At 66.3% G+C, this 26,284-nt stretch carries 22 protein-coding genes; 17 read left to right on the forward strand and 5 right to left on the reverse strand.

The window, feature by feature from the left end; genetic code table 11:
- Positions 1–93: 93 nt before the first annotated feature.
- Positions 94–801: a hypothetical protein gene (locus tag GGD66_RS08985; RefSeq protein ID WP_183257444.1), complete on the forward strand. Its 708-nt coding sequence runs from the start codon at positions 94–96 to the stop codon at positions 799–801.
- Positions 802–968: 167 nt separating this feature from the next.
- Here GGD66_RS08985 and GGD66_RS08990 read toward each other — a convergent pair whose 3' ends face one another.
- A complete protein-coding gene (locus tag GGD66_RS08990; RefSeq protein WP_183257445.1) occupies positions 969–3,851 on the reverse strand; it encodes a winged helix-turn-helix domain-containing protein in 2,883 nt (960 codons plus the stop codon).
- Positions 3,852–4,206: 355 nt separating this feature from the next.
- Here GGD66_RS08990 and GGD66_RS08995 point away from each other — a divergent pair, with 355 nt between their 5' ends.
- Positions 4,207–5,193, forward strand: a complete 987-nt coding sequence (locus tag GGD66_RS08995; protein WP_183257446.1) for a helix-turn-helix domain-containing protein — start codon at positions 4,207–4,209, stop codon at positions 5,191–5,193.
- Between the two features lie 123 nt (positions 5,194–5,316).
- On the opposite strand, the gene GGD66_RS09000 is transcribed toward GGD66_RS08995, so the two are convergent.
- From GGD66_RS09000 to GGD66_RS09010, 3 genes are all read right to left on the reverse strand, one after another.
- The gene (locus GGD66_RS09000) at positions 5,317–7,638 is read right to left on the reverse strand and encodes a molybdopterin guanine dinucleotide-containing S/N-oxide reductase (protein ID WP_183257447.1); all 2,322 of its coding nucleotides are present in this window, start codon (positions 7,636–7,638) and stop codon (positions 5,317–5,319) included.
- 296 nt (positions 7,639–7,934) lie between these two features.
- The gene (locus GGD66_RS41280; protein WP_246788796.1) at positions 7,935–8,246 is read right to left on the reverse strand and encodes a hypothetical protein; all 312 of its coding nucleotides are present in this window, start codon (positions 8,244–8,246) and stop codon (positions 7,935–7,937) included.
- Positions 8,243–8,437: a hypothetical protein gene (locus tag GGD66_RS09010; protein WP_018318056.1), complete on the reverse strand. Its 195-nt coding sequence runs from the start codon at positions 8,435–8,437 to the stop codon at positions 8,243–8,245. The genes GGD66_RS41280 and GGD66_RS09010 overlap by 4 nt, the downstream gene beginning before the upstream one ends.
- A gap of 87 nt (positions 8,438–8,524) precedes the next feature.
- Here GGD66_RS09010 and GGD66_RS09015 point away from each other — a divergent pair, with 87 nt between their 5' ends.
- Entirely contained in the window at positions 8,525–9,040 is a 516-nt protein-coding gene (locus GGD66_RS09015; RefSeq protein WP_018318057.1) for a ferritin-like domain-containing protein, read from the forward strand.
- A 75-nt stretch (positions 9,041–9,115) separates the two neighbouring features.
- Here GGD66_RS09015 and GGD66_RS09020 read toward each other — a convergent pair whose 3' ends face one another.
- On the reverse strand, positions 9,116–9,973 hold the full coding sequence (locus GGD66_RS09020) for an SDR family oxidoreductase (RefSeq protein ID WP_092253126.1): 858 nt from the start codon (positions 9,971–9,973) through the stop codon (positions 9,116–9,118).
- A 230-nt stretch (positions 9,974–10,203) separates the two neighbouring features.
- On the opposite strand from GGD66_RS09020, the gene GGD66_RS09025 reads away from it, so the two are divergent.
- The 14 genes from GGD66_RS09025 to GGD66_RS09090 all read left to right on the forward strand — a co-directional run bounded on the left by GGD66_RS09025 (position 10,204) and on the right by GGD66_RS09090 (position 26,275).
- Positions 10,204–11,454 (forward strand): ABC transporter substrate-binding protein, encoded by a 1,251-nt coding sequence (locus GGD66_RS09025; RefSeq protein WP_183257448.1) that lies wholly within the window; start codon positions 10,204–10,206, stop codon positions 11,452–11,454.
- A gap of 125 nt (positions 11,455–11,579) precedes the next feature.
- Entirely contained in the window at positions 11,580–12,407 is an 828-nt protein-coding gene (locus GGD66_RS09030) for an AraC family transcriptional regulator (RefSeq protein ID WP_018318060.1), read from the forward strand.
- Between the two features lie 193 nt (positions 12,408–12,600).
- Entirely contained in the window at positions 12,601–13,611 is a 1,011-nt protein-coding gene (locus GGD66_RS09035; protein WP_183235254.1) for a branched-chain amino acid ABC transporter permease, read from the forward strand.
- Between the two features lies 1 nt (position 13,612).
- Positions 13,613–14,695, forward strand: a complete 1,083-nt coding sequence (locus tag GGD66_RS09040) for a branched-chain amino acid ABC transporter permease (protein WP_018318062.1) — start codon at positions 13,613–13,615, stop codon at positions 14,693–14,695.
- The gene (locus tag GGD66_RS09045) at positions 14,688–15,470 is read left to right on the forward strand and encodes an ABC transporter ATP-binding protein (RefSeq protein ID WP_018318063.1); all 783 of its coding nucleotides are present in this window, start codon (positions 14,688–14,690) and stop codon (positions 15,468–15,470) included. Before GGD66_RS09040 ends, GGD66_RS09045 begins: the two co-directional genes overlap by 8 nt.
- Complete coding sequence (locus GGD66_RS09050) at positions 15,463–17,673, forward strand: ABC transporter permease (RefSeq protein ID WP_183257449.1); 2,211 nt, start codon at positions 15,463–15,465, stop codon at positions 17,671–17,673. The genes GGD66_RS09045 and GGD66_RS09050 overlap by 8 nt, the downstream gene beginning before the upstream one ends.
- A gap of 3 nt (positions 17,674–17,676) precedes the next feature.
- Positions 17,677–18,510 (forward strand): phosphoenolpyruvate hydrolase family protein, encoded by an 834-nt coding sequence (locus tag GGD66_RS09055; protein ID WP_092253132.1) that lies wholly within the window; start codon positions 17,677–17,679, stop codon positions 18,508–18,510.
- Positions 18,511–18,536: 26 nt separating this feature from the next.
- Positions 18,537–21,449 carry a flotillin family protein gene (locus GGD66_RS09060; protein WP_183257450.1) on the forward strand — a complete coding sequence of 971 codons (2,913 nt, stop codon included), beginning with the start codon at positions 18,537–18,539 and terminating at the stop codon, positions 21,447–21,449.
- 9 nt (positions 21,450–21,458) lie between these two features.
- Positions 21,459–21,896, forward strand: a complete 438-nt coding sequence (locus GGD66_RS09065; RefSeq protein WP_018318067.1) for an SRPBCC family protein — start codon at positions 21,459–21,461, stop codon at positions 21,894–21,896.
- A gap of 2 nt (positions 21,897–21,898) precedes the next feature.
- Positions 21,899–22,342, forward strand: coding sequence for an SRPBCC family protein (locus GGD66_RS09070; RefSeq protein ID WP_092253134.1), 444 nt, complete (start codon positions 21,899–21,901; stop codon positions 22,340–22,342).
- Positions 22,343–22,344: 2 nt separating this feature from the next.
- On the forward strand, positions 22,345–23,163 hold the full coding sequence (locus tag GGD66_RS09075; protein ID WP_183257451.1) for a xanthine dehydrogenase family protein subunit M: 819 nt from the start codon (positions 22,345–22,347) through the stop codon (positions 23,161–23,163).
- A 6-nt stretch (positions 23,164–23,169) separates the two neighbouring features.
- Positions 23,170–23,646, forward strand: a complete 477-nt coding sequence (locus tag GGD66_RS09080; protein ID WP_028143768.1) for a (2Fe-2S)-binding protein — start codon at positions 23,170–23,172, stop codon at positions 23,644–23,646.
- 12 nt (positions 23,647–23,658) lie between these two features.
- A complete protein-coding gene (locus tag GGD66_RS09085) occupies positions 23,659–25,251 on the forward strand; it encodes a xanthine dehydrogenase family protein molybdopterin-binding subunit (RefSeq protein WP_183257452.1) in 1,593 nt (530 codons plus the stop codon).
- A gap of 1 nt (position 25,252) precedes the next feature.
- Complete coding sequence (locus GGD66_RS09090; RefSeq protein ID WP_018318072.1) at positions 25,253–26,275, forward strand: xanthine dehydrogenase family protein molybdopterin-binding subunit; 1,023 nt, start codon at positions 25,253–25,255, stop codon at positions 26,273–26,275.
- Positions 26,276–26,284: the final 9 nt, after the last annotated feature.

Below are 26,284 nucleotides of genomic sequence, written 5' to 3' on the forward strand. Positions count from 1 at the left end.
TGCTACTCGCTCGCAACTCCTAACAACTTCTAACACGCCAAGCCGCATGCGCCCCGCCATGGTGGAGACACTGCACGGTGGATGTGGCGGGACATGGCGCTTCTTGACGATGTAATCGATGCCAGCGGCGGAATGGCCCGCTGGAACAGCTTGAACCGGTTCACGCTCCACCTTTCCGTTGGCGGGACGCTGTTCTCCAGTGCCGGCCATGCCCGGGAATTCAAGGACGTGACCGCGGAAGGTTCGACCCGGACGCAATCGGTGCGCTTCACCGGCATCACCGGGGGTGAGCACTCCGGCTCCTTTCAACCGGACGCGATCACGATCGAGAGCCTGGATGGTGAGGTCCTGCGGTTCTGGCCTAATCCCGGTCTTGCATTTTCCGAGGTCGATCCACCGGCGCTCGCGGACGAGCTGCACCTCGTCTTCTTCTGCGGCGTCGCAATCTGGAGTTATCTGACGATTCCATTCCTGCTTGCCCACCCCGATGTCGTGATCGAGGAGCTGTCGCCCTGGCAGGAGAATGCCGAAACCTGGCGGCGGCTGCGGGCACGATTCCCGGCTCACCTGATGACGCTCGCGTCCGAGCAGATCTTCTATTTCGACGAGAGCGCTCTGCAGCGACGGGCAGATCACGATCTCTTCGGGATGAAGGTTGCACACTCCTCCTGGGCTCATGACAGCTTCGGCGGCATCGTGGTGCCGACCCTTCGGCGCGCGCAGACATTGCGGCCCGATGGAACCGTGATTGCCAAGCCGGTGCTGATGGACGTCGAGATCTTCGACGCCGTCTTCGAATAGCGGCGGTACGGCTGACATGGCCGCTCTCAACGCCTAACAATACATAACGAGCCAACAGCGAAATCGCTGCGCTCGTTCGCGGCTTCCTTGCGCGACTGGACGGACACAAGGGCTGACAGCAACCGCGTGGCGGATCGCTGCGGAGGCGCCGCCGCTGTTCGGCTTGATCAGGCGGAAGGCGGATTCAGCATGAGCCGTGCGGCCCTGAGATCGGCGGTGTCGACCCCCTCGGTGAACCGCGCATAGGTCTTGGCGAGCTGTTCGCGCGGATCTCGTACACCCTGCCGCTCGCGCAGCCGCGCCAGCGACATCTCGGTTCGCAGCCGCCAGGACAGCGCGCCCTGTTGCTCGGCGAGCTCCGCCGATGCGACAAGGCTTGCCTCGGCCGCGTCGAGGTTTCCGCTCTGCGCCTCGAGCTCTCCGCGCAGACGCAGCAGCTCCGGCATGTCGAAGGCGCCGCCTTCCTGCTCGACGCGGTCGATGGTCTCGTGCAGGACCTGAGCGCCTTCCGCCAAGCGCCCCAATGAGACCAGCCCGGAAGACAGATCCGCGGCGAATGCCGACATATAGAGCTCGTAGCGATCCGCGTGCAGACGCGGAAGTGCGCTTCGCAACAGGTCGATGCCGCCAAGGGCCTCGCCATGGGCGATCATGGTCTGCGCCCGAAAGCCGGTCGCAACGGCCTCATAGGGGACGAGCCCGTGCATGCTCGCATGCGTCGCCAGGCGAGTGCTCATGGTCTCGACGGCGGACCAGTCGCCGACCCAACCGAACACCGAGGCGGACCAGCACAGCGCGATACAATGCATGACCACGTCGCGCGGCGCTGATGCGCCGACGAGCGGGAGGACGCATTCGAGCGCGCGATCGGGATAGCCGCGCAGCCACAACACGCGCGCCAGCGGAATTTGCGGCGTACGCGAATAGGCGAAATGTCCGGGTTGCGTGCCCCGCAGTGCGGCGTCGTCGCGCATGCCCTCGTCGAGATGAGCTTGCGCCTCGGCCTGGTCGCCGGCGAGGTGATAGGACACGCCGAGAAGCGCTTTGCTGCCGGCAATGCCCGCGGTATCGCCGATCAGGCGCGCAATCCGTTCGGCGTGACGCGCAGTCGGCACCAGATGCCGGTAGCCGCCGGTCCGGCGATAGAACATGTTCAGTCGCGATAACAACCTGAATGTGTTGGCGTGGTCGCCGATCGTCTGCGCGATCTCCAGCCCGCGCCGGAGCGCCGCTTCCGCCTGCTCGCTGTTGCGCTCGGTGAACATGAAGGCGTGACCGAGCGTTGACTGAAGCTCGAGCTCCCATCGGCCGCCACGATCGGCGTCGTCGAGCATCGCGAGCGCGCGATCGGACCAGATGCGCGCCTCGTTCAGCAAATTCAGCTCGACGAACAGGCCCGTGCAACTGCCGGCAAGCGGCACGCGCAAGTCGGCGCCGTCATCATTGGCGTAGCTCCATGCCAACGCCGCGCGGGCATCGGCGAGCAGGCCCGCACGCTCCTGCGAGCGGGACATCTGGCCGCTGCCACCCTGCGCCGTCAGGCCGGCTTCGAGCGTGCGTTGAACATAACAAGCGTGACGGCGCGCGATGACGCTTGCCTCACCGCCATCCGCCAACTTCTGCATGGCATAGGCACGCGTTGCGTCCAGCAGGCGATAGCGCCGCGATGCGCCGTCCGGCTGCGAGGACACCAGCGACTTGGCCACGAGCTGCTCCAGCGCGTCGATGACGCGTTCCTCCGGCGTTTCCTCCTCGGCCACCACCGCTATGGCGCCCTTCAGGGTGAAGTGACCTGCGAAGACGGCGAGCCGCAGGAACACGATGCGCTCGTTCTCGCCGATCAGGCCGAAACTCCAGTCAAGCGTGGCACCGAGCGTCTGCTGCCGCGGCGGCGCCGTTCGTCGCCCGCGCCACTCGAGCTGCAGGCGGCTGTCGAGCAGCGCCGCCATCTCGCGCAGCCCGTAGAGGCCGACGCGCGCGGCAGCAAGTTCGATCGCGAGCGCGATGCCATCGAGCTTGCCGCAGATCTGCACCAGGACTTCCGCATCCTCGTCGGTGAGATCGTCGCGATGCCCCGCCGCATTGGCGCGGTCGACGAACAGGCGCGCCGCCGGATAATTCAGCACCTCGCCGGCGCTGAGGCGCGTGCCTTGCGGCGGGCCGCGCAGCGGAGCAAGTTCGAAAATCTGCTCGCCAGCCACCAGCAGCGACTCGCGGCTGGTGGCGAGGATGGCGACGCCGGGCGCCTCGCGGTGAATGTCTTCCGCGAGACGTGCGACCGCGTCGATGACGTGCTCACAGCTGTCGAGAACGAGAAGCAGCCGGCGCCCGCGCAGGAAATTGACGATGCTGTCACTCGGATCGTTGTGGTGCACGACGAGGCCCAGCGCGGCGGCAACCGTGCTCGCCACCAACGCGGCGTCCTTGAGCGGACCGAATTCGAGGAAGTGGACGTTGCCCTCGAATCTGTCGCACAGGGCATGCGCGAGCGCGACCGCAATGGTGGTCTTGCCGATGCCGCCTGGCCCTCGCAGCGTGACGAAACGATCGCGGAGCAAGCGCGGCGCCAGCTCGGCCACGATTTCGTCCCGCCCGACCATCCGGTCCAAACGATGCGGCAGAGACGGTGACGACGTCACCTTTTCGGCTGGCCGCGACGTGAGCGACGGCGGCTCCGCGCGTGGACCACGCTGCACCGGCGCGACGAAGCAATAACCCCGGCTCGGAATGTTGGTGATGTAGCGGACGCCGTCCTTGCCGTCGCCGAGCACCTTGCGCAGCTCGGCGACATGAACCCGCAGGCTGATCTCCTCGACGGAGAGGCCGGACCACGCGTAGCCGAGAATCTCGTTCTTTGGCACCACCTCGCCGGCACGGCTGACGAGAAGGCGCAAAATATCCATCGCGCGGCTGCCGAGCTTGACTGGCACGCCGTCCTTCTCCAGCAGCCGCGAGCGCAGCGAGAACGGCCCGAACGAGACGGCATCGAGATCAAGGATCGTTCCGGCGCCGCCGCTGCGGGGGCCATGTCCTGCCGAGAGGTCGGTCACATCTTGCTCATCTTGACGACTGCTTCCTCGAAACGCGCGGGGACTATACCCGGCACCGATGCGAGGTCCAGCGAAGGCCCTGCGCGGATCTCACACCGGCACGTCGATCGCCACGCGATGCTCCTTGAGGTCCCCTCAAACAGGGGCAGCCGGGCAAATCTCTGACAAATTGGACTTAATCAAACGTCTGCGGCGGGCTGTCGCACCTGATGCACGCGCACAAAATCTAACAGATCCTAATCACCACTAACGGGCGTCCTGGCCAGCTCACGCCTATCCTCCGAGCATGGACAGCATTGGCTTTGCGCGTTTGCCGGTCGTTGCAAACCGCGGCAAAGCCAGGAGAGGACGAGCGATGTCGAACAATTTGCACGCGGCCCATGCCTGGATCGATTTTCCGGCCGGCTCGCGGGATCACGAGGTTCTTCGCCCGACGCAGGTGATCGCCCGGGAGAGCCAATGGCGTCAGATCGATCGCACTGTGGACGGCGCGATCCAGGACATCACGATCTCGCGATGGGAGGACTCGCGGAGCAGCTCGTCGCACGAAACGACGACGCCGGATGATCGCTATTTCATCGGCATCGCCCTGAAGACCACGCGCGCGAAGCTGACACGGGACCGCCAGATCATTTTCGACGGCACCATGCCTGCGGGGACGCTCTATGTCACCGCTCCCTCGAAATCTCTCGGCGTGCAATTCCAGTCGCCATGCGCCTTCCTGCACGTCCACATCTCCACGGATCATCTTCCGGCCCATGTCGTTGCGGCCGACGGGCTCAATGACCTCGTGCTGCTGCGCGATCCGCTCGCCGCCGAGCTTGCCAAGGCGCTGATCGAGCAAAGTGATGCCGCAGACCGGCATTTCACACAGTGCATCGGCCAGACCCTGGCGATGCATCTCACCCGGATCGAGTTGCCGCGCGCAAGGGTCAATGCCTTGCCGAAATGGCGGCTGCGGCGTGTCGAGCAATATATCGCCGATCATTTCCACCGCGGCATCAGCCTGTCCGAGCTTGCCAATGTCGCCGGCCTGTCCCGGATGCACTTTGCGGCACAATTCCGCGCCGCGACCGGTTACCGTCCCCGCGAATATCTGCTCAATCACCGCACCGAGCAGGCGAAGACGCTGCTTGCAAGCACCGAGCGGCCATTGGCGGAGATCGCGCTTGCCGTGGGCTTCAGCACGCAGGCGCATTTCTCGACCGTGTTCAAACGCATCAGCGGTCAATCACCGGCGCGCTGGCGCCTCGCCAGCAGGGGTGAGCGGCTCGAGGTCGAAGCGCCGCTGCGGCGTCGTTCTTCCCCGCAGATCGGTTGGACCGCCAGCGCCGCGGCCTAGGCATCCGGCGGCTCGCGCCCTCATCCTCCGGGGCCGGCGAGCCTCTCGGGGCCGTCCCTGCTCCCACACAGGACGGCCCCATTTTCTTGGCGCAACGCTGCGCTCCATCCGGGCTACGACACCCTACACCGGATCGAACGCGCGGATCGGCGGCAGATTTCCGGTGAACTTCTCCACCTCGACCACCGTCAGCTGCCCGGTGCAGCCTTGCGCGAACGACGAGGTCCCGATGTCGCGGGTGAGCACGTTCGGATTGCCGTGAACGCAGAGCGGCGCCTCGTCTTCCGGATCCATCGGATCGTACCAGGCGCCGGTCGGAAGCTGCACCACGCCGGGCGCGATGCCGTCGGTGACGTGGACCGCGGCAAGGCACGCACCGCGATCGTTGAACAGGCGGATGATGTCGCCGTCCTTGATGCCGCGCGCGTCCGCATCGCGCGGGTTCATCCGCGCGACCTCACGGCCGCGATGTTTCGAGCCAAGCGAATGCCCGCCGAAGTCGAGCTGGCTGTGCAGCCGCGTCACCGGCTGGTTGGCGACGAGGAAGCACGGCGCCCCCGGCTTGGGCATGTCGGTCTTGTCGAGCCAGACCGGATGCCCCGGACAATCCGCATCACCATGGCCGGCGATCTTCTGCGAGAAAATCTCGATGCGCCCGCTCGGCGTCGGCAGCGCGTGATTGACCGGATCTTCGCGGAAGCGGCGCAACCGTCCGCCGTCATCGGGCTGCTGCGGAACGACGAGGCTGCCGCGCGCCCAGAACTCGTCGAAGTGAGGGGCTTCCAGGCCACGCTTGGCGAGCGAGGCGCGGGTCGGCTCGTAGAGATGCTCGAGCCATTGCCGCGACGTGCGTCCCTCGGTGAAGGGCTCGCGGGCCCCCAAACGATCGGCGAGATCGGCAAAGATGTCGTAGTCGTCGCGCGAAAGCCCGAACGGCTCGGCAATCCGGTGCATGGCCACCATGAGGGGGTCGTTGCTGGAATAGCCGATGTCCTCGCGCTCGAGCGTCATCGTCGACGGCAGCACGATGTCGGCGTGACGGGCGGTGGCGGTCCAGGCAAGCTCATGCACGACGAACGTATCGAGTTTCGCAAACGCTTTGCGCAGGCGATTGATGTCCTGGTGATGATGGAAGGGATTGCCGCCAGCCCAGTAGACCATGCGGATGTCCGGATAGGTCCGCGTCTCGCCATTGTAGCGATAGGTGCTGCCCGGCTTGAGCAGCATGTCGGCGATGCGCGCCACCGGAATGAAATCGGCGACGCCGTTGCGGCCCTGCCCCAGCGTCGGCCCCGGCACGTCGTTGACGCGGCGGCCGTAATAGCCGATCGCTCCGAGCGAATAGGCGTAGCCGCCGCCGGGAAGGCCGATCTGGCCGAGCGCCGCCGCCAGCACCATGCCCATCCATACCGGCTGCTCGCCATGCTCGGCGCGCTGCAGCGAATGAGAGACGGTGATCAGTGCGCGCTTTCCGGCGAGCCGGCGCGCGACTTTGCGGATCGTCTCCGCCTCGACGCCTGAGATCGCGGCGGCCCATTCGGCATGCTTTGCCTGCCCGTCGCTCTCGCCGGTGAGATAGCGCAGGAAGACCGGCCATCCCTCCGTGTAACGATCGAGGAAGGCCTGGTCGTTCAGGCCTTCGCTGACCAGCGTGTGGACGAGGCCGAGCATCAAGGCGGTGTCGGTGCTCGGCACGCAGGTCATCCACTCCGCACCGGCCTCGACGGGCAGGTCTTCGCGAAGCGGGCTGACCAGGATGAACTCGCAGCCACGCTTGCGGGCCGCTGCCATGGCGCCGCGCTCGACATGCTTGCTGATCGAGCCGCCGGCCACCATGGAGTTCTTCAGCGCCATGCCGCCGAAGGCCAGCACGATGTCGGTGTGATCGGCGATCTGCTCCCAGGTGACGTTGCGCTTGGTAATGTCCTCGTAGCCGGCGAGGATTTGCGGCAGCAGCACCGAGGACGCGCCGGAGGAATAGGAGTTGACCGAGCGCACATAGCCGCCCATCGCGATGTTGAGGAAGCGATGCACCTGGCTCTGGGCGTGATGAAAGCGGCCGGCGCTCGACCAGCCATAGGAACCGCCGAACACGGCGCCAGGCCCGCTTGTATCGCGGATGCGCGACAGCTCGTCGCCGAGCAGGTCAAGCGCCTTCTCCCAGCTCACGGAGACGAATTCGTCGCGGCCGCGGCGATCGTCGGGACCCGGCCCGCGCTCGAGCCAGCCGCGGCGGATCGCCGGCTGGGATATGCGCGCCTGATGGCGGAGCGCACCAGGGAAATTGTCGATGATGCCGTTCGGATCGGGGTCGCCCGCATAGGCCCTGACCTCCAGCCCGGCCACGCCCTGGCGCGCGGAAAACACGCCCCAATGCGAGGTGTGCGGCTTGAAGCCATCCGACAGGTCGAGACCGGGATCGGGAAAGCCAATCGTATCGTCCATCGCGTGATCCTTGTTCCGGCGTCCGGCCTGCTAATCGGGGTGGTAATATACCGATCCGATCGTGAGGTCGTCGAGATCAGCGTTGACGGAAACGCTGGGCTGCCCCGCGATGCCAGAGGTCGTTGCAGGAGGCGTTCGCCCAAGCCCGGAGCTGTCGGCCGCACCGCGAGGAACGAAAGCGGTTTCAAAGGTGCCGCGGAGCGCCCGGGATCTATCTGACCACAACTATTCGACGGGCGCTTAAAGGGGGGACCACGACAGTTTGGCTTCGGCCCAAATCCGCCTGAGGCTCGGCATCACTCACCTGCGCAGCAATCCACCAACAGCTCCCAGATCCGCTGCGCCTCGCGTCTCTCGTGGCTCTCCGGCACCTTCTCGGCGCCGGACTGACCATAGCCGGCGATGGCGCGCGCTTCACGCGGCACGATCCACCGTTCCGAGATCGGGTCGTACCATTTTCCGATGTTTACCTCAGTCAAGGCGATCGACTCACAAATTTTCCAACGGTCGAGCGATGCGCCTCCCGCGGCCTCGTTCGAGTCATTCGGCGACGCGTCACTCAGTTTACCAATCAGCGGCGCGTACGATCGTTCCACCCGCTGCATCATCCCGGCCGGGCCGGATGAAGCGTGCGCGGATGGCGCTCGTGCAGCAGCCGTGCGAGCTCCTCGCGCTCACTCTCGCGTCCCTTCATGGCGGACTCGAACAGCGCTTCCTGGATGTCGCGAGGCATGTCGCCCCACACGTCCATCGCCGCGCGTCCGAGCAGGCCTGCAAGATGATCAATTCCATCGCTCATTCGGCTCTCCCGATCTGCACACCGGAATGGAACAGCTGCGGCCGCGCAGCGTTCCAGTGTCATCATTGTGAAAAGGAGCCGTCTTTTATGGGATTCTTCACCAAGGACATCAAATCGATGGAAGACCTGCTGCTGCACGGGCTGCAGGACATCTATTACGCGGAGCAGCAGATCCTGAAGGCGCTGCCGAAGATGATCGACAAGGCGACCAACAGGGATCTCGCCGCCGGCCTGAAGGCTCATCTGGACGAGACCAACAAGCAGGTCGAACGGCTCGACAAGGTGTTCGCCAAGCTCGGCAAGGAGCCCAGCGGCACGCAGTGTCCGGCCATCGACGGCCTGATCGAGGAAGCCGACGCGACCGCCGGCGAGATCGAGGACAAGGCCGTGCTCGATGCCGCGATCGTGGCCAACGCGCAGGCCGTGGAGCACTACGAGATTTGCCGCTACGGCACGTTGATCGCCTGGGCGGAAGAGCTCGGCCACGACGACATCGTGCGCTTCCTCACGACCAATTTGAACGAAGAGAAGGCGGCCAACACCAAGCTGAACACGGTGGCGCTCCGCAAGGGAGTCAACGCCAAGGCGTCCAACGCCGCCTGATCGATCTGCTGACCAGGACGTGGCGGCCCGGCGCCCGGCGCCGCCACGGTGCAGACGCTGACGAGGCGCATCCAATCAGATGAACGGCTTCCCGCCGGTGACGGCCAACGTGGCCCCCGAGGTGTAGCTCGAGAGCGGATCGGCCAGCATGACGTAGGCGGTTGCGAGCTCGGCCGGCTGGCCGGCGCGCTGCATCGGGACCTGCTTGCCGAAATTCTTGACCCTTTCCTCCGACATCGTCGACGGGATCAGCGGCGTCCAGATCGGACCTGGAGCGACGGCGTTGACCCGAATGCCCTTCTCGGCGAGCATCTGCGCCAGCCCACCCGTGAAATTCTGGATGGCGCCCTTGGTCGTGGCATAGGCCAGCAGCGTCGGGTTGGGCATGTCCGAGTTCACCGACGCCGTGTTGATGATCGCAGCTCCCGGCTTCATATGAGGGACCGCAGCCTTGGTCAGATAGAACATGGCGTGGATGTTGGTCGCGAACGTGCGCTGCCACTCCTCGTCGCTGATGTCGGCGATGTCCTTGAACGTGGCCTGATGCGCCGCATTGTTGACGAGGATATCGATGCCGCCGAGCTCGTCGACGGTGCGACGCACGATGCCGCGGCAGTGCTCGGGATTGCTGATGTCGCCGGGAATGAGGACGACCTTGCGTCCCGCCTGCTCCACCAGCGCCTTGACCTCGGCTGCATCCTCGTCCTCGTTCAAATAGGAGATGACGATGTCGGCGCCCTCTCGGGCGTAGGCGATCGCGACCGCGCGGCCGATGCCGCTGTCGCCTCCGGTGATCAGCGCCTTTTTCCCGGCCAGGCGTCCGGCGCCCTTGTAACTCTCCTCACCATGATCGGGACGTGGATTCATCGCACGCGTCGAACCGGGCATCGGCTGCTGTTGCGAAGGATAAGGCGGCTTGGGGTATTCGATCATGGACAACTCCAGCAATTTGCTCCGCTAACGGAGCCCCGCCGGAAGCGTTCCTGTGACCGCCTGTTGCACCGCGAAACCATTTGCGCCGCACCATTCAAAAATGAGACTGCCCGTCAAACCAAAGGGGGCGCCAACGCATGCACCGCATCCGACTTCGGTTAGCTTTCCCATCAAAGCCGCGGGCCGAGAGCCACGCGGCGACAAAAGACGAACACACAGGGAGGAGCACAATGTCGAAATGCAGTGTGAGACTGCTCGCGCTGAGCAGCTTGTTTCTTTCAAGCGCAGCGATCGCCCAGGAAAAGATCAAGGTGGGCGTAACCGCAACCCTCGAAGGCACGTACACGGTGCTCGGCGAGGACGGCATGCGCGGCCACCAGACGGCCCTCAACGTCCTGGGCAAGAAGGTCGGCGACAAGGAACTCGAATTCATCGTCGCCTCGACCGACGCGACGCCGGACAGCGCGGTACGCGCCGTGCGCAAGCTGATCGAGCAGGACAAAGTGCAGATCCTGCTCTCGCCGCTCTCCGGCGACGAGGGCATCGCGGTGAAGAACTTTGCGAAAACCCATCCCGAGCTGACCTTCATCAACGCGGCCTCCGGCGCGCAGGAGACGACCTATGTCGATCCCGCCCCGAACTTCTTCCGCTACAACATGGACGGCGCGCAGTGGCAGGTCGGCCTCGGCAAATATGCCTATGAGGAAAAGAAGTATCGCAAGATCGCGACCGTGGGTGAGGACTATTCGTTCATCTACACGCAGGTGTTCGGCCTCGTGCTCGAGTTCTGCGGCGCCGGTGGACAGGTCACCAACCGGCAATGGGTGCCGCTCGGCACCAAGGATTTCGCCTCGGTGATCGCCGCACTGCCGGACGATGTCGACGCGATCTATCTCGGGCTTGGCGGCGCCGATGCCGTCAACTTCCTCAACCAGTACCAGCAGGCCGGCGGCAAGGCGCATCTGATGGGCGGTTCCATCATGATCGACCAGACCATCCTGTCGTCGAAGGGCAACGCCAAGAACGCCCTGGTCGGCACCATCGCGGCGAGCGGCCAGGCCGATACCTGGGAGGATCCGGGCTGGCAGAAATTCGTGAAGGCCTATCAGGACGCTTTCCCGCCCAACAAACGCTTCCCGAGCCCGTCGCTGCTCGCCACCAACTATTATGACTCGACCATGGCGCTGATCCTGGCGCTGCGTCAGGTCAATGGCGATCTCTCCAACAACCAGGCCAAGTACAAGGAAGCCCTCGCCAAGATCGAGATCGACGCGCCGAACGGCAAGATCAAGCTCGACTCCAACCGCCAGGCGATCGGCACCAACTTCGTCACCGAGGTTGTCGATGACGGCAAGGGCGCGCTGTTCAGCAAGGTCGTGAAGGTGATCCCGAACGTGAACCAGACACTCGGCTACGACCCGGCCGTATTCTCCAAGATCGGGCTGCCGAGCCGCACCGTGCCGGAATGTAAGAAATACTGACGCATCACCCCTGCGATGCGCAATCCGGGGAGCGACTTGCTGACGCGGTCGCTCTCCACTCTTGCAATCTCGTCGGCGTTGTTGAACGCTGAGCGAAAAGACAAGAACATTCGGGAGGGGAAGGCATGAGCCGTGCGCTCGCCGTCTTCCACGGCCGGTTCGGCCGGGCGACGGTTTATCAGTTGAACCGCCCTTTCAATATTCACGCCCATCGTGAAGGTCATCTGATCTTCCATGTTGGCGGCATGCCCGCATGCATCGACGTCTCCGACGGACACCACGATCTCAACGAGACGTCCGTCGTCGCGGTCAATCCCTGGGAGCCGCACAATTTCCTGCCGGCCGATCTCGACGGCGGCGCGATCTTCTTCGTGCTCTATGTCAACGCCGAATGGTTTGCGCCCGATGCCTCCGGCACCCACCGGATGCGTTTCGGCCGCACCCAGTTCCGGCGCACGCCGGCGCTGGACAAGCACATCAGGCGGACGGCCGCGCTCGTGTGCGGCGCACCATCGCTCTCCAGCCTGGATTCCGAGCTGCGGCGGCTGATCGACATCTGTTACGACGAAAGCTGGCAGCAGGCCGAGATCGCGCGCGATCCACGCGCAAACGGCTCCGTCACCGATTTCCGCGTGCGCAAATGCATCAAGATGATGTCGGAGAGCCCCGGCGCCGAGATCGAGCTCGATACGATCGCGCGGGAATCAGGACTGTCGCGACCGCACTTCTACCGGCTGTTCCGCGTCCAGACCGGCGTGACGCCGAACCTCTATCTCAACACGCTGATCATGGAACATGCGCTCGAAGCGCTCGTGGCCAGCGAGACGCCGATCGCCGATATCGGCTTCGATCTCGGCTTCTCGTCGCAGAGCGGCTTCACCCGCTTCTTCGCCGCCAATGTGGGAATGGCCCCGACCGATTATCGTCGCGCGGCCAAGATTTTGCGCGCCTGAGCGGGCCACGAAAAGATACTCACAATCAAACGTCGTCCTCGCAGCCCCGCTAGGATGCGGGCAACGCGATCCCGAAAGAGGGTCGCGACCGACGGGAGCGCACGTTCATGGCGAGGCTAGCGGCCGGCGCAAGGCTGCCTGACCTGTATTTGGTGGACCTTCGGGATGCGCCCTGGCCAAGCGGGTGGCGCACATGAGCCGCTTTGTCGAACGCCACCCGGCCTGGGCGCTGATCTCGATCATTGCCATTGCCGTCGCGCTCTGGCTGGTCTTCGCGGTCTGGCCGCCCGGCCTCGAAGAGGCCATCGGCCGCAAGCGCGTCTTCCTCAACGCGGTCTTCAACGGCATCACGCTCGGCGGACTCTACTTCCTCGTCGCCAGCGGCTTCACGCTGATCTTCGGCCTGATGCGCAACGTCAACCTCGCGCACGGCTCGCTCTATCTGTTCGGCGGCTATGTCGGCTACGCCATCAGCACTGCGACCGGCTCCTGGCTGCTCAGCTTCATCGTCGCCTTCATCCTCACCGCCCTGGTCGGCGTCCTGCTCCAGCTGATCGTGTTCCGCCGGATGGAGGGCCAGGACCTCAGGCAGACCATGGTGACGATCGGGCTCTCGATCGTGTTCGCCGATCTCATGCTGTGGGCCTGTGGCGGCGACTTCTACCAGATCCAGACGCCGAACTGGCTGATCGGCCCCATCGAGCTGCCGCTGGTCACGGCGATCAAATCCTCGGGCGAGCCGGTCTATCTCCGGTATCCCCTGGTGCGGCTGGTGATCTTCGCCGCCTCCGTCGTGATCGGCGTGGCGATGTGGCTCGCGCTCAATCGCACCCGCGCCGGCATGATCATCCGCGCCGGCGTCGACGACCGCGATATCCTCGCCGCGACCGGGGTGCGCATCCAGCTCGTTTTCGTGGCGGTGTTCGCGTTCGGTGCGGGACTTGCGGGCATTGCCGGCGTCGTCGGCGGCACCTTCCAGTCATTATCCCCGGGCGAGGACATCCGCTTCCTGCTCGCCTCCCTCGTCGTCGTGATCGTGGGCGGCATGGGCTCGATCCCCGGCGCGGCGCTGGGTGCGCTGATCATCGGCCTCGCCGAGCAGCTCGGCTCGGTCTACATCCCGACCTATGCCATCGTCGTGACCTTCCTGATCATGGTGCTGGTGCTGGCGATCCGGCCGCAAGGCCTGTTGGCGAGGCGCTGACATGTCGCTCACCCACGATGCCCGCATTGCCGTTCGTCCCGCCGATGTCGCGCAGCGCCCCGCGCGGACATGGCCGGAGATCAACAATCCCGCCGCCTGGATCGTCGCGATCATTCTCCTGATCATGCCGCTGATCGCGAGCGGCTTCTTCCTGATCGAGATCTTCGCGACCACGCTGATCCTCGGCATCATGGCGCTCAGCCTGATGTTCCTCGCCGGCTACGGCGGCATGGTCAGCCTGATGCAGCTCACGATCGCGGGTTTCTCGGCCTACATGGTCGCCGTGTTCGGCGTCAGCGGCAACGCCAATATCAGCCTGGGCTGGCCGTGGTGGCTCGCGGTGCCCATGGCGCTGGCGCTGGCGACCGCGTTCGGCACGCTCGGCGGTGCGCTCGCGGTGCGCACCGAAGGCATCTACACCATCATGATCACGCTCGCGATTGGAGCTGCCTTCTACTATTTCACCAACCAGAACTGGGCGATCTTCAACGGCCATACCGGCATCAACACCGTGGCCACGCCGCACTTCTGGGGCGTGAACTGGCGCGCCGACATTCCCTTCTATTATGTCGTGCTCGCGGTTGCCGCGCTCTGCTATTTCGCGGTCGAATATATCTCGCGTGCCCCCTTCGGCCTTGCGCTGCAGGGCGTACGCGACAATCCGCGCCGCATGGCGGCGCTCGGCTTCAACGTCAATGCGCACCGCGTCGCCGCCTATGCCTTCGCCTCCTTCGTGGCCGCACTTGCCGGCGTGCTCCAGGTCTGGAACTACCGCCAGATCTCGCCGGGCTCGGTCAGCGTCGGGGCCTGCATCGACGTGCTGATCATCGCCGTCGTCGGCGGCATCACGCGTCCGATCGGCCCGTTCATCGGCGCGCTGATCTTCGTGCTGCTGCGCACCTTCGCGCTCGACTTCCTGGTCAGGCTCGGCCTCGACGGCAACCGCTTCCGGCTACTGATCGGGCTCGGGTTCCTCGCCATCGTGTTCTGGTCCTCGGACGGCGTCATCGGCCTATGGCAGCGCTGGCGCCAGAGCCAACGCTCCCGCACCGACCGCCAAAGCGGAGGACGCGGTCATGGATAGCGTCGCGCAGCGCCTCTCGGCCGTCGGCGCCGGTGCCGCGCTGGAGCTGCGCGGCGTGACAAGGCTGTTTGGCGCGCTCGCGGCGCTGACCGACGTCACCATCACCGTGCGGCCCGGCGAACGCCGCGCCGTGCTCGGCTCCAACGGCGCAGGCAAGACCACGCTGTTCAACTGCATCACCGGCGACTTCGCGCCCTCCTCCGGCACCATCCGCTTCTTCGGCGAGGACGTCACCCACTTCCCGCCCTATGAACGCATCCGCCGCGGGCTGCGCCGGACCTACCAGATCTCAGCGTTGTTCCCCGGCCTCACCGTGCAGGACAATGTCTATCTCGCCTGCCGCGGCGTCTCGCGCGGGCGCTTCTCGTTTCTGCGTCCGGGACAGAACGATGCCCTGATGCATGCGGCCGACAACCTCGTCCAGGCCGTGCATCTGGCCGCCGTGAAGGACCAGCGCGTCGCCGAGCTCGCGCACGGCCAGCAGCGCCAGCTCGAGATCGCGCTCGCGCTCGCCGGCGCCCCGCGCTTCGTCCTGTTCGACGAGCCGGCCGCGGGCCTGTCGCCGACCGAACGGGCCGAGCTGATCGAGATCCTGACCTCGCTGCCGGCGCATATCGGCTACATCATCATCGAGCACGACATGGACGTCGCCTTGCGCGTCGTCGAGAGCGTCACGATGATGCACAACGGCCGCATCTTCAAGGAGGGCCTGCCGGAAGAGATCCAGTCCGACCCCGAGGTGCAGGAGCTTTATCTCGGAGGCGGCCATGAATGAGGCCCGCCGCTCCGCCGCCGCGCTCGAGGTCCGCGGGCTCGACGTCTATTACGGTCACTCGCACGCCCTGCAGGGCGTCGACCTGACGCTGGAGAGCGGCGTGTTCTCCGTCGTCGGCCGCAACGGCATGGGCAAGACCACGCTGTGCAAGGCGATCATGGGGCTGGTCGGCGTCAGCGGCGGGTCGATCCGGGTTCGCGGCGAGGACATCACGCGGCGGCCTTCCGCCCAGATTGCGCGGCTCGGCGTCGGCTACGTGCCGCAGGGCCGCCGCCTGTGGCGCTCGCTCAGCGTCGACGAGCATTTGCGGCTGGCCGGCGGCATACGCTCCGGCGCCTGGACGGTCGAGCGCATCTACGACACCTTCCCGCGCCTCGCCGAGCGCAAAGATCACGGCGGTGGCCAGCTCTCCGGCGGCGAGCAGCAGATGCTGGCGATCTCGCGCGCGCTGCTCACCAATCCGCATTTGTTGATCATGGACGAGCCGACCGAGGGACTTGCGCCTGTCATCGTGGCGCAGGTCGAGGAGATGCTGCTGCGGCTCGGTGAGGACGGCGACATGTCCGTGCTGGTGATCGAGCAGAACATCGGCGTCGCCACCGCTGTCTCGCGCAACGTCGCGATCATGGTCAATGGCCGCATCAATCGCATCATCGACTCCGCGCGGCTCGCCGCCGACCGCGAGCTCCAGCAACGCCTGCTCGGCGTCGGGCTTCACGCCGAGCTCGAGCCGGATATCGAGATCCCCGCATCCGGCCCGGACGCTAAACCGGCGCCGGCGCCGCGCCGCGACGGGCCGATCCGCATCTACGTCTCCAACCCAACGCTGCCGACGCGATGGTCGCAGCCGGTGCCGATCGCCCGCATCGAGGCGGCGGCGCGCACACTCTCGACCCAGGTCGCGCGGCTCGACGAGACCGCGCGGCGCAAGCGCGAGCCGCTGGCGGCGCAGACCGCCGGCCCGCCCGTCGTGCTGGTCGTCGGCACGCTCAACACCAAGGGCCTCGAGCTGCGCTTCATCCGCGACATCATCGCCGAAACCGGCCTGCGCACGCGGCTGGTCGACGTCTCGACCAGCGGCAAGCATTCCAGCTGCGATGTCTCCGCGCAGGAGATCGCGCTCAACCACGGCCGCGGCGGTGCCGCGGTGTTCGGCCCCGACCGCGGCGCTGCCGTGACCGCGATGGCCGACGCGTTCGCCAGCTGGCTGCGGCGCCAGGGCAATGTCGCCGGCGTGATCTCGGCCGGCGGCTCGGGCGCGGCGTCGCTGGTTGCCCCGGGCATGCGCGCGCTTCCCGTCGGCGTGCCGAAGCTGATCATCTCCTCCGTCGCCTCCGGCGATGTCGGGCCCTATGTCGGTCCGGCCGACATCACGATGATGCACTCGGTCACCGACGTGCAGGGGCTGAACTCGATCTCGCGCGCGGTGCTCGCCAACGGTGCCAATGCGCTCGCCGGCATGGTCAAGGCGCGGCTGGATGTGCGGGCCGCGACGGCACGGGAGGCCGGCGGCCTGCCGTCGGTCGGCATCACCATGTTCGGCGTGACGACGCCGGCGGTGCAGAAGATCGCTGCCGAGCTGCGCGACGATTTCGAGTGCCTGGTCTTCCATGCCACCGGCGTCGGCGGCCGCTCCATGGAGAAACTCGTCGAATCCGGCCAGCTCGCCGGCGTCATCGACCTCACCACGACGGAGGTCTGCGATCTCCTGATGGGCGGCGTGTTTCCCGCAACCGAGGATCGCTTCGGTGCGATCATCCGCACGCGCGTCCCCTATGTCGGCTCGGTCGGCGCGCTCGACATGGTCAATTTCGGCGCGCCCGACACCATTCCCGAGCGCTACCGCGGCCGCAAATTCCACGTCCACAATCCGCAAGTGACGTTGATGCGGACGAGCGTGGAAGAGAACGAGCGCATCGGCCGGTGGATCGGCGAGCGGCTCAACCAGATGGACGGCCCGGTGCGGTTCTTCCTGCCCGAGGGCGGCGTCTCCGCGCTCGATGCGCGGGGCCAGCCATTCTGGGATCCGGACGCCGATGCCGCACTGTTCCGCACGCTGGAGCGCACCGTGCGGCAGACCGGAAATCGGCAGCTCATCCGCACGCCCAAGAACATCAACGATCCCGACTTCGCCGCCGCCATCGTCGGTGCGTTCCGAACCCTGTTCGGCCGCGCCGGCGCGCGGCGGAGACTAGCGAGGTAAGCGATGCCAAGGTTTGAACGCGCAGCACTCCTGAGGCGGTTCCGCGAGATGGCGAAGCGCGGCGAGCCGATCGTCGGCGGCGGCGCCGGCACCGGGCTGTCAGCCAAATGCGAGGAGGCCGGTGGCGTCGATCTCATCGTGATCTACAATTCCGGACGCTACCGCATGGCCGGCCGCGGCTCACTCGCGGGGCTGATGGCGTACGGCGATGCCAACGCCATCGTGCTGGACATGGCCGGCGAGGTGCTGCCCGTAGTCACGAAGACGCCGGTGCTCGCGGGCGTCAACGGCACCGATCCGTTCCGCGACATGGACGCGTTTCTCGACCAGCTGAAGGCGCTCGGATTTGCCGGGGTGCAGAACTTTCCGACCGTCGGCCTGATCGACGGCACGTTCCGAGCTAATCTCGAAGAGACCGGGATGTCCTACGCGCTCGAGATCGACATGATCGCCAAGGCGCACGACAAGGACATGCTGACGACGCCCTATGTGTTCAGCGAGAAGGAAGCGGCCGCGATGGCGATCGCTGGCGCCGACATCGTCGTCTGCCACATGGGGCTGACGACCGGCGGCACGATCGGCGCGCAGACCGCATTGAGGCTGAAGGACTGTCCGGCGCAGATCGACACCTGGGCCTCCGCCGCGCTCAGCGTCAACCCTGATATCCTGGTGCTGGCGCATGGCGGCCCGATCGCTGATCCCGCCGATGCCGATTTCATCATGAAGAACACCCGCCATTGCCACGGCTTCTACGGAGCCTCCTCGATGGAGCGGCTTCCCGTGGAGCGAGCGCTGACGGAGCAGGTACGTCAATTCAAGGCGATCGGCGCGCGGTAACGCCTGAAGGTTCGAGGGAGGAAAAGATGTCGGGGATGTTGGTCGGTGAATTGATCCTCTGGCTGATCGTCACGGTCGTCGTGATCGTGGTCGGCGTCTATATTGTGAACTGGCTCTACCATCGCTCATCCAAGGAGACCTCGTTCGTCCGGACCGGCTTCCTCGGCGAGCGCGTGGTGATCAATGGCGGCGCGTTCGTGCTGCCGTTCATCCACGATTACACGCCCGTCAACATGAACGTGCTGCCGATGGGCATCGTCCGCTCCAGGCAGGACGCCGTGATCACCCGCGACCGCATGCGCGTCGACATCGAAGCCGATTTCTATGTCCGGGTGCAGCCGACCCGCGAGGCCGTCTCGATCGCGGCTGCCACGCTCGGCCGCCGCACCATGGAGCCCGGGCAGCTCCATGCGCTGCTGGCCGGCAAGTTCATCTCCGCGATCCGTTCGGTCGCCTCCGAGATGACCATGGAGGAGATGCACGAGCGGCGCGGCGACTATGTCGTGCGGGTCAAGACCAACGCGGCAGAGGCCCTCGCCCAGAACGGCCTCGAGCTGGAATCGGTCGCCATCACCGATCTCGACCAGACCGATCTCGAATTCTTCAACCCCTCGAACCGCTTCGACGCCGAAGGCCTGACCCAGCTGATGCAGGACATCGAGGCCAAGCGGAAGCTGCGCAACGACATCGAGCAGGATTCGATGATCAAGATCCGCGCCCGCAATCTGGAGGCCGAGCGGCAGGCGCTGGAGATCGAGCGCGAGAGCGAGACCGCGCGCCTGGAACAGGAACGCGACATCGAGATGCGCCGTGCGCTTCAGCGCACGGAAGTGGCCCGCGAACGGGCGCTGCGCGAGACCGAGGCCGAGCAGGCGCAGATCTCCGCGCGCGAAGCCATCGAGCGCGCCCGCATCGCCAACGACCAGGCGATCGCGGAAGCCCGCATCGCCTCGGAGCGCGAAACCCGCCAGAAGGAGATCGAGCGGACCCGCACCATCGAGGAGAAGGAGCTGCTGGCGCGCGAGGAGATCGAGAAGACCAGGATCGCCAACCAGCGCTCGATCGACACCACCCGCATCGCATCCGAGCGCGACGTGCGTCAGCGCGAGATCGAGCGGATGCGGACCGTCGAGGAAGCCGAGATCGCCGCCCGCGAAGCCATCGAGAAGGCGCGGATCCAGCAGGACCGCGTCGTCACCGACGCCCGCATCGCCAACGAGGAGGAAACCAGGCGCCGCGAGATCGAGCGCACGCGTGCCGTCGACGAGGCCGAGATCGCCGCCCGTGAGGCGACCGAGAAGGCCCGCATCGCCCAGACGCTGATCGTCAATGTCGAGCGCATCTCTTCCGACGAGCGCACCCGCGCGCTGGAGATCCAGCAGGTGCGCACCATCCAGGAGGCCGAGATCGAGGCCCAGCGCGCGGTCGAGGCCGCCCGCATCGCCCGCGAGCGGACGCTCGCCGCCGAGCGCATTGCCGCCGAGCAGAACACGCGGCAGCTGGAAATCGAGCGCAACCAGGCGCTCGACGTCGCCGGCATCGCCGCGCGCGAGACCACGGAGGCCAGCCGGATCGCCCAGGAGGAGCGCGTGCGCTCGCTGGAGATCGCCCGCAACCGCGCCGTCGAGGAGGCCGACATCGCCTCGCGCGAGGCGATCGAGGCGGCCCGCATCGCCCAGGAGAAGGCGGTCGCGGCCGAGCGGATCCAGGCCGAGCGCGACACCCGTTCGCTCGAAATCGAGCGCACCGGCGTGCTGGAGGCGGCCGAGCTCAAGCGGCGCGACGCCATCGAGCGCCAGCGCATCACGGTCGACCTGGCGCTGGAGGCCGAGCGCATCAACTCGTCGAAGAAGCGCGAAGTTCTCAACATCGAGCAGAAGAAGGCGATCGAGATCGCCGACGAGGACCGCGTCATCGCGCTGTCGACCAAGAAGTCCGAGCGGATCGATGCCGATCGCCAGGTCCGGCAAGCCGAGATCGTCGCGCGCAAGGAGGTCGAGACCACCGACGTCTCGCGCGAGCAGGCGCTGGAAGCCGCCCGCATCGAGCGCCGCCGCGCGATCGAGCAGCTCGAGGTCGCCCGCGTCCAGTCGCTGCAGGAGGCCGAGATCGCCTCCCGCGAGGAGGTCGAGCGCGCGCGCATCGCATCCGACCGCGGCCTCGACGAAGCCCGCGTCGGCCGTGAGCGCGAGCTGCGCAAGCTCGAGGTCAACCGCGAAAAGGATGTCGAGACGGTGCTGATGGAAAAGGCCATCGCCATCCATCAGAAATCGCTGGAAGAGTCCGCGGCTCGCGCCGCCGCCGAGGAAGCGCGGATGCGCGCGACCGAAGCCACTGAGCGCGTCATCACCGCGCGCGAGAGCGAGATCGCCAAACGGCGCAAGACGGTCGAGGTGCTGCTCGCCGAGAAACAGGCCGAGGAGACCCGGATCGCCGCGGAAGCCGAGCGCGTGCGCGCGGCCGTCGAGGCGGAAGCGCAGCGGATGCTGAATGAGGCCGAGAACGTGCTGACCGATCAGGCGCGCTACTCGCTGTTCCGCCGCAAGCTGCTCGACCGGATCGAGGGCATCGTCCGCGAGAGCGTCAAGCCGATGGAGAAGATCGAGGGCATCCGCATCCTCCAGGTCGACGGCCTCAACGGCAACGGCCATGGTGGCAATGGCGGCCGCAGCGCCACCGACGAGGTGATCGATTCCGCCCTGCGCTACCGCGTCCAGGCACCGCTGATCGATTCCATCCTTTCCGACATCGGCGTCGAAGGCGGCAGCCTCGCCAAGATGCCGGGCCTGATCCGAGAGGCGCGTGACATGCAGGGGATCAAGGAGTCCGCCCGCAAGAGCGGTGGTGGCGGAGGTGGCGGCGACAAGCCGGCGGCCGCCCCGCCCGCGGCCGAGGGCGGCGAGCCGCCGGCCGAGCGCGGGCCGCGGAAGAAGAGCTGAGGTCGCGCCATGGCCCGCGTCTACGTCTCCACTGTCGTCAATGCCCGCAACGACCGCGTCTGGGCGCGGGTCCGCGATTTCAACGGCCTGCCGAATTGGCATCCGGCCATCGCCGAAAGCCGCATCGAGGGCGGCGAGCCCGCCGACAAGATCGGTTGCGTCAGGGATTTCCGCCTGCGCAACGGCGACCGCATCCGCGAGAAGCTGCTCGGCCTCTCCGACTACGACATGTTCTGCACCTATTCGATCCTGGAATCTCCGATGGGCGTCGAGAACTACGTCGCAACCCTGCGGCTGACCCCCGTCACCGACGGCGACCAGACCTTCATGGAATGGACCGCCGAATTCGATTGCGCGCCGGAGCGTGAGACCGAGCTCGTCAGCAATATCGGCGGCGGCGTGTTCCAGGGCGGATTTGATGCGCTCAAGCGCGTGTTCGGAGGCTGACCGTGCCGCATGTCGTCAAGAGCACGATCCTGGACGCACCGACCGATGCGGTGTGGACCGTGCTGCGCGATTTCAACGGCCATGATCGCTGGCATCCGGTTGTCGCGACGTCCTCGATCGAGCGCGCGCAGTCTTCCGACAAGATCGGTTGCATCAGACGGTTCAAGCTCAACGACGGTTCCGAGCTGCGCGAGCAATTGCTGGCGCTGTCGGACCTGGAACAGTCCTTCAGCTATTGCCTGCTCGATACGCCGGTGCCGATGTTCAACTACGTCGCCCATGTCCGGCTGCTGCCGGTCACCGACGGCGACCGCACCTTCTGGCACTGGGAGTCCCGCTTCACCACCAAGCCGGAAGATCGCGACCGCATCACCCACATGGTCGCGGAAGACATTTACCAGGCCGGGTTCGAGGCAATCCGCCGGCATCTGAGGGAGGCCGCATAGTCATGGCCGTGACAGTGAAGACGTTTGCAAGCGCCAGCGAGGCGGCGGGGGCGCTGTCCTCGGACCGCACCGCGCGGTATCTCGGCGGCGGCACGCTGGTGATGCGCGCGCTGAACGAAGGCGATGTCGCGATCTCGACCGTGGTCCGCGCCCAGGACCAGGCGCTGACCCGGGTCGACGCGTCGGGGCCGCGCATCACGCTCGGCGCCGGCGTCACCTTCGCGCGCATCCTTGCCGAACGGGACCTTGCCTTCCTGCACGCGCCCGCCCGTTCGATCGGGGGGCCCGCCGTGCGCAACATGGGCACGGTCGGCGGCAATCTTTTCGCGCCGAGTCCTTACGGCGATTTCACCGTGGCGCTGCTGGCGCTCGACGCGACCGTCGCCGTCGCGGGCGGCTTTGGCGCGCGCGACATCCCGATCGAAGAGTTCCTGCAGGCGCGCGAACGGCAGGCCGGAACATTGGTGCTGTCGGTCTCCTGCACCCGGCCGGCGAGCAGCGACGCGTTCCGCTACCGCAAGATCGCGCGCATCAAGCCGAAGGGCGGCTCGGTCGTCACGCTCGCGGCGCATCTGCCGATCAGCGGCGGACGGATTGCGGGCGCCCGGATCGCGCTGGGATCGATGGCGCCGACCCAGATCCGCGCCCGTGCCGCCGAGCGCGCGCTGGAGGGCCGCTCGCTCGATGCCGCGACCATCGCGGCCGCCGCATCCGCGGCGACCGAGGGAACATCGCCATCCGACAACGCGCTCGGCAGCGCCTGGTATCGCCGCGAGATCGTCGGCGTCCATCTGCGGCGCCTGCTGTCAGGCCAGGAATAGATCGCCATGTCAAAAATCCCCCTGCAGTTTCGTCACAACGGCCGCGATGTCGCGATCTTCGTCGACGGCGGCACCAATCTGCTGGTGGCGCTGCGTGAGCTGATCGGCGACATGACGCCGAAATTCGGCTGCGGCCAGGGCGGCTGCGGCACTTGCAGTGTGTTGATCGATGGCGAGCTTCATCTCTCCTGCCTGACGCTGGCGGAGACGGTGGCCGGCCGCTCGATCGAGACGCTCGACGGCATGAAGCAGGGCCCGAACCTGCACCCGCTGCAGCGCGCCTTCGCCGACCATTTCGCGGCCCAGTGCGGCTATTGCACCCCGGGCATGCTGATGGCCGCCAAGGCGCTGCTCGACCGCAATCCCTCGCCGAGCCGCGACGAGGTCATTGAGGCCATCTCCGGCAACATCTGCCGCTGCACCGGCTATGAGCCGATCATCAATGCCATCCTTGCCGCCGCGAGCGGCCGGGTCAGCGCGTAAGGGAACGCGACCATGCTGGAACTGCGCAAAGATATCTTCGCTGACGAGCGCGACGATAACTTAAAAGAAATCGGCAAGGGCACCCAGCGTCAGGACATGCTCGGCCATGTCACGGGCACGTCGAGCTACTTCAACGATCACAAGCTGCAAGGCATGCTGCACCTGAAGGTCGTACGCTCGACGCAGGCCCATGCAAGGATCCGCCGCATCGATACCACCGAGGCCGAACGTTCGGCCGGTGTACGCCGGATCATTCGCGGCACCGATGTGCCGGTTAATCTCAACACCCTTCTCAGCCTGATCAATTTCGGCAAGGATGACGAGCCGTCGCTGGCGGTCGACAAGGTCCGCTACAAGGGCGAGCCGATCCTCGCCATCGTCGCCGACAGCGAGCGCGAGGCGTTCGAGGCCATCGCAAAGGTCAAGGTCGACTACGAGCCACTCCCGGCTCTGTTCGACGTCGAGGACGCGCTGAAACCCGGCGCGCCCGTGGTCAACGAGACCTATCCGAAGAACGCCTTCATCTATCACGACGTCTACGACCACCAGCGCCTGCGCTTCGGCGATGCTGACGCGGCGCTCGCGAGCGCCGACCACGTGCTGGAGCAGCGCTACCAGATGTCGCCGATCGAGCACGCCCCCACTGAGACCAACGGCGCGATTGCGGCGCCCGACACCAATGGCCGCTACGTCGTCTACACCTCGACCCAGGCGTTGTTCTTCTCGGTCGATACCTGCGCCAAGATTTTGGACGTGCCCTCCAACACGTTCCACTTCATCGGCGGCACCGTCGGCGGCGGCTTCGGCGGCAAGGTCGACACCTTGACCGAGCCGCTCGCCATCCTCGGCGCCATGCTGACGGGACGGCCCGTCCGCTACGTGTTCGGGCGCGAGGAGGAGATGCAGTACGGCCCGCCGCGCGGGGCTGAACGCATTTACATCAAGGACGGCGTCATGCGCGACGGCCGCATCGTCGCGCGCAAGATCCGCGCGTTTTTCGACAGCGGCGCCTATACGCGGCTGTCGAGCTACGCCGCCGTGAAATGCGCCGCGCATCTGCCGGGCCCCTACACCATCCCGAACGTCTATGGCGACGTCTATTGCGTCTTCACCAATCGCACGCCCGCGACCGCGATGCGCGGCTTCGGCGTCACCGCGATGGACTTTGCGATCGAATGCCAGATGGACAAGCTCGCGAACCTCGTCGGCATGGACCCGATGGAGTTTCGCATCCTCAACGCCTATCGCGACGGCGACATGAAGGCGCACCGGCGCGAGGCCAAGAACACCGCGCTGATCGAATGCGTTCAGGTCGCTGCCGAAAAGGCCAAATGGCCGATCCGCGACGAGTTCAAGCGTGCCTCCTCGCGCAAGGACGGCGGCGGCAGCCGCGCCGCGATCCCGCCGACGCCAACGGAGTCGCGTGTGCGTCCGGCTGCGCCTGCACAGCAGCGCACGAGCTATGACCGCGCGCCGGTGACCGCGACACGGGAGCCGCCGCGCGATCCGCCCCCGCCGGCACCGCCGCCTCCCCCACCGCGCCCGGCCGCGCCATCGCATGGCGCAACACGGTTCTCATCCGTGTTCGGCACCAGGAGACGCTGACATGACCAGGCATCGCGGACGCGGCATGGCGTCGATCAACTATCCCATCGGCATGAACCTTGGCGGCGATCCAAGCCAGGCCCTGGTTCACTCCAATCCCAGCGGCAAGTTCACGGTGGCGCTGTCGTCGATCGACCTCGGCCAGGGCATGAAGTCGGTGACGCGGCAGATCTGCGCCGAGACGCTGGGCGTGCCGGTCGAGGACGTCTATGTCGACACGGCGGATTCCGATACCGGCCCGCATTGCATGGGCTCGTTCGCCTCGCGCGGCACCCACCGGGTCGGCAACGCCGTGATGGCCGCGGCGCGAGAGGCCCGCGGGGTGATGATGGAGGCGGCAGCCGAGGAGCTCGAGGTCAATGCCGCCGATCTCGAAACCGACGGCCGCGGCAATATCCACGTCAAGGGCGCGCCGCATCGCTCGATCTCGACCAAGGATGTCGCGATTGCCGCGCAGTTCAAGCAGGGCAAGACCATTTCGGGCCGCGGCATCTTTCTCGTCCCGCTCTCCAACGTCGATCCGGAGACCGGCGAGATGTCGCCGGCCACATGCTACGCCCATGCCTGTCTCGTCGCGGAAGTCGAGGTCGACGACGAGACCGGCGATGTCGCGATGGTGCGCATGGATTCCGCCTATGAGCTCGGTCGCGCGCTGAACCCCCGTCTGGTCGAGCAGCAGCTGGTCGGCGGCGCCTGGATGGGCGTCAGCCACGCGCTCTACGAAACCCCGGAGCCCTATTATCCCGATCCCGTTCACGGCCCGCGCGACTTCGTCGAATACCTGATGCCCGGCCCCGGCGACATCTGCCCGCACGATATCGCCGTGCTGGAACGGCCCGCTCCCGACGGTCCGTTCGGCGCCAAGGGCCCCGGCGAGATGTGCGCCAATCCGGTGCTGCCGGCCGTCGCGAATGCGATCTTCAACGCCGTCGGCGTACGCATCGACGACCTGCCGATCACGCCCGAAAAGGTGTTGCGCGCAATCAAGGCCCAGGGCGGCGCGCGGCCGCAGGCGCGGCGCTAGAGGATCGGT

Origin of the sequence: Bradyrhizobium sp. CIR48, from assembly GCF_014198315.1 — a bacterium.
Lineage (GTDB): Bacteria > Pseudomonadota > Alphaproteobacteria > Rhizobiales > Xanthobacteraceae > Bradyrhizobium.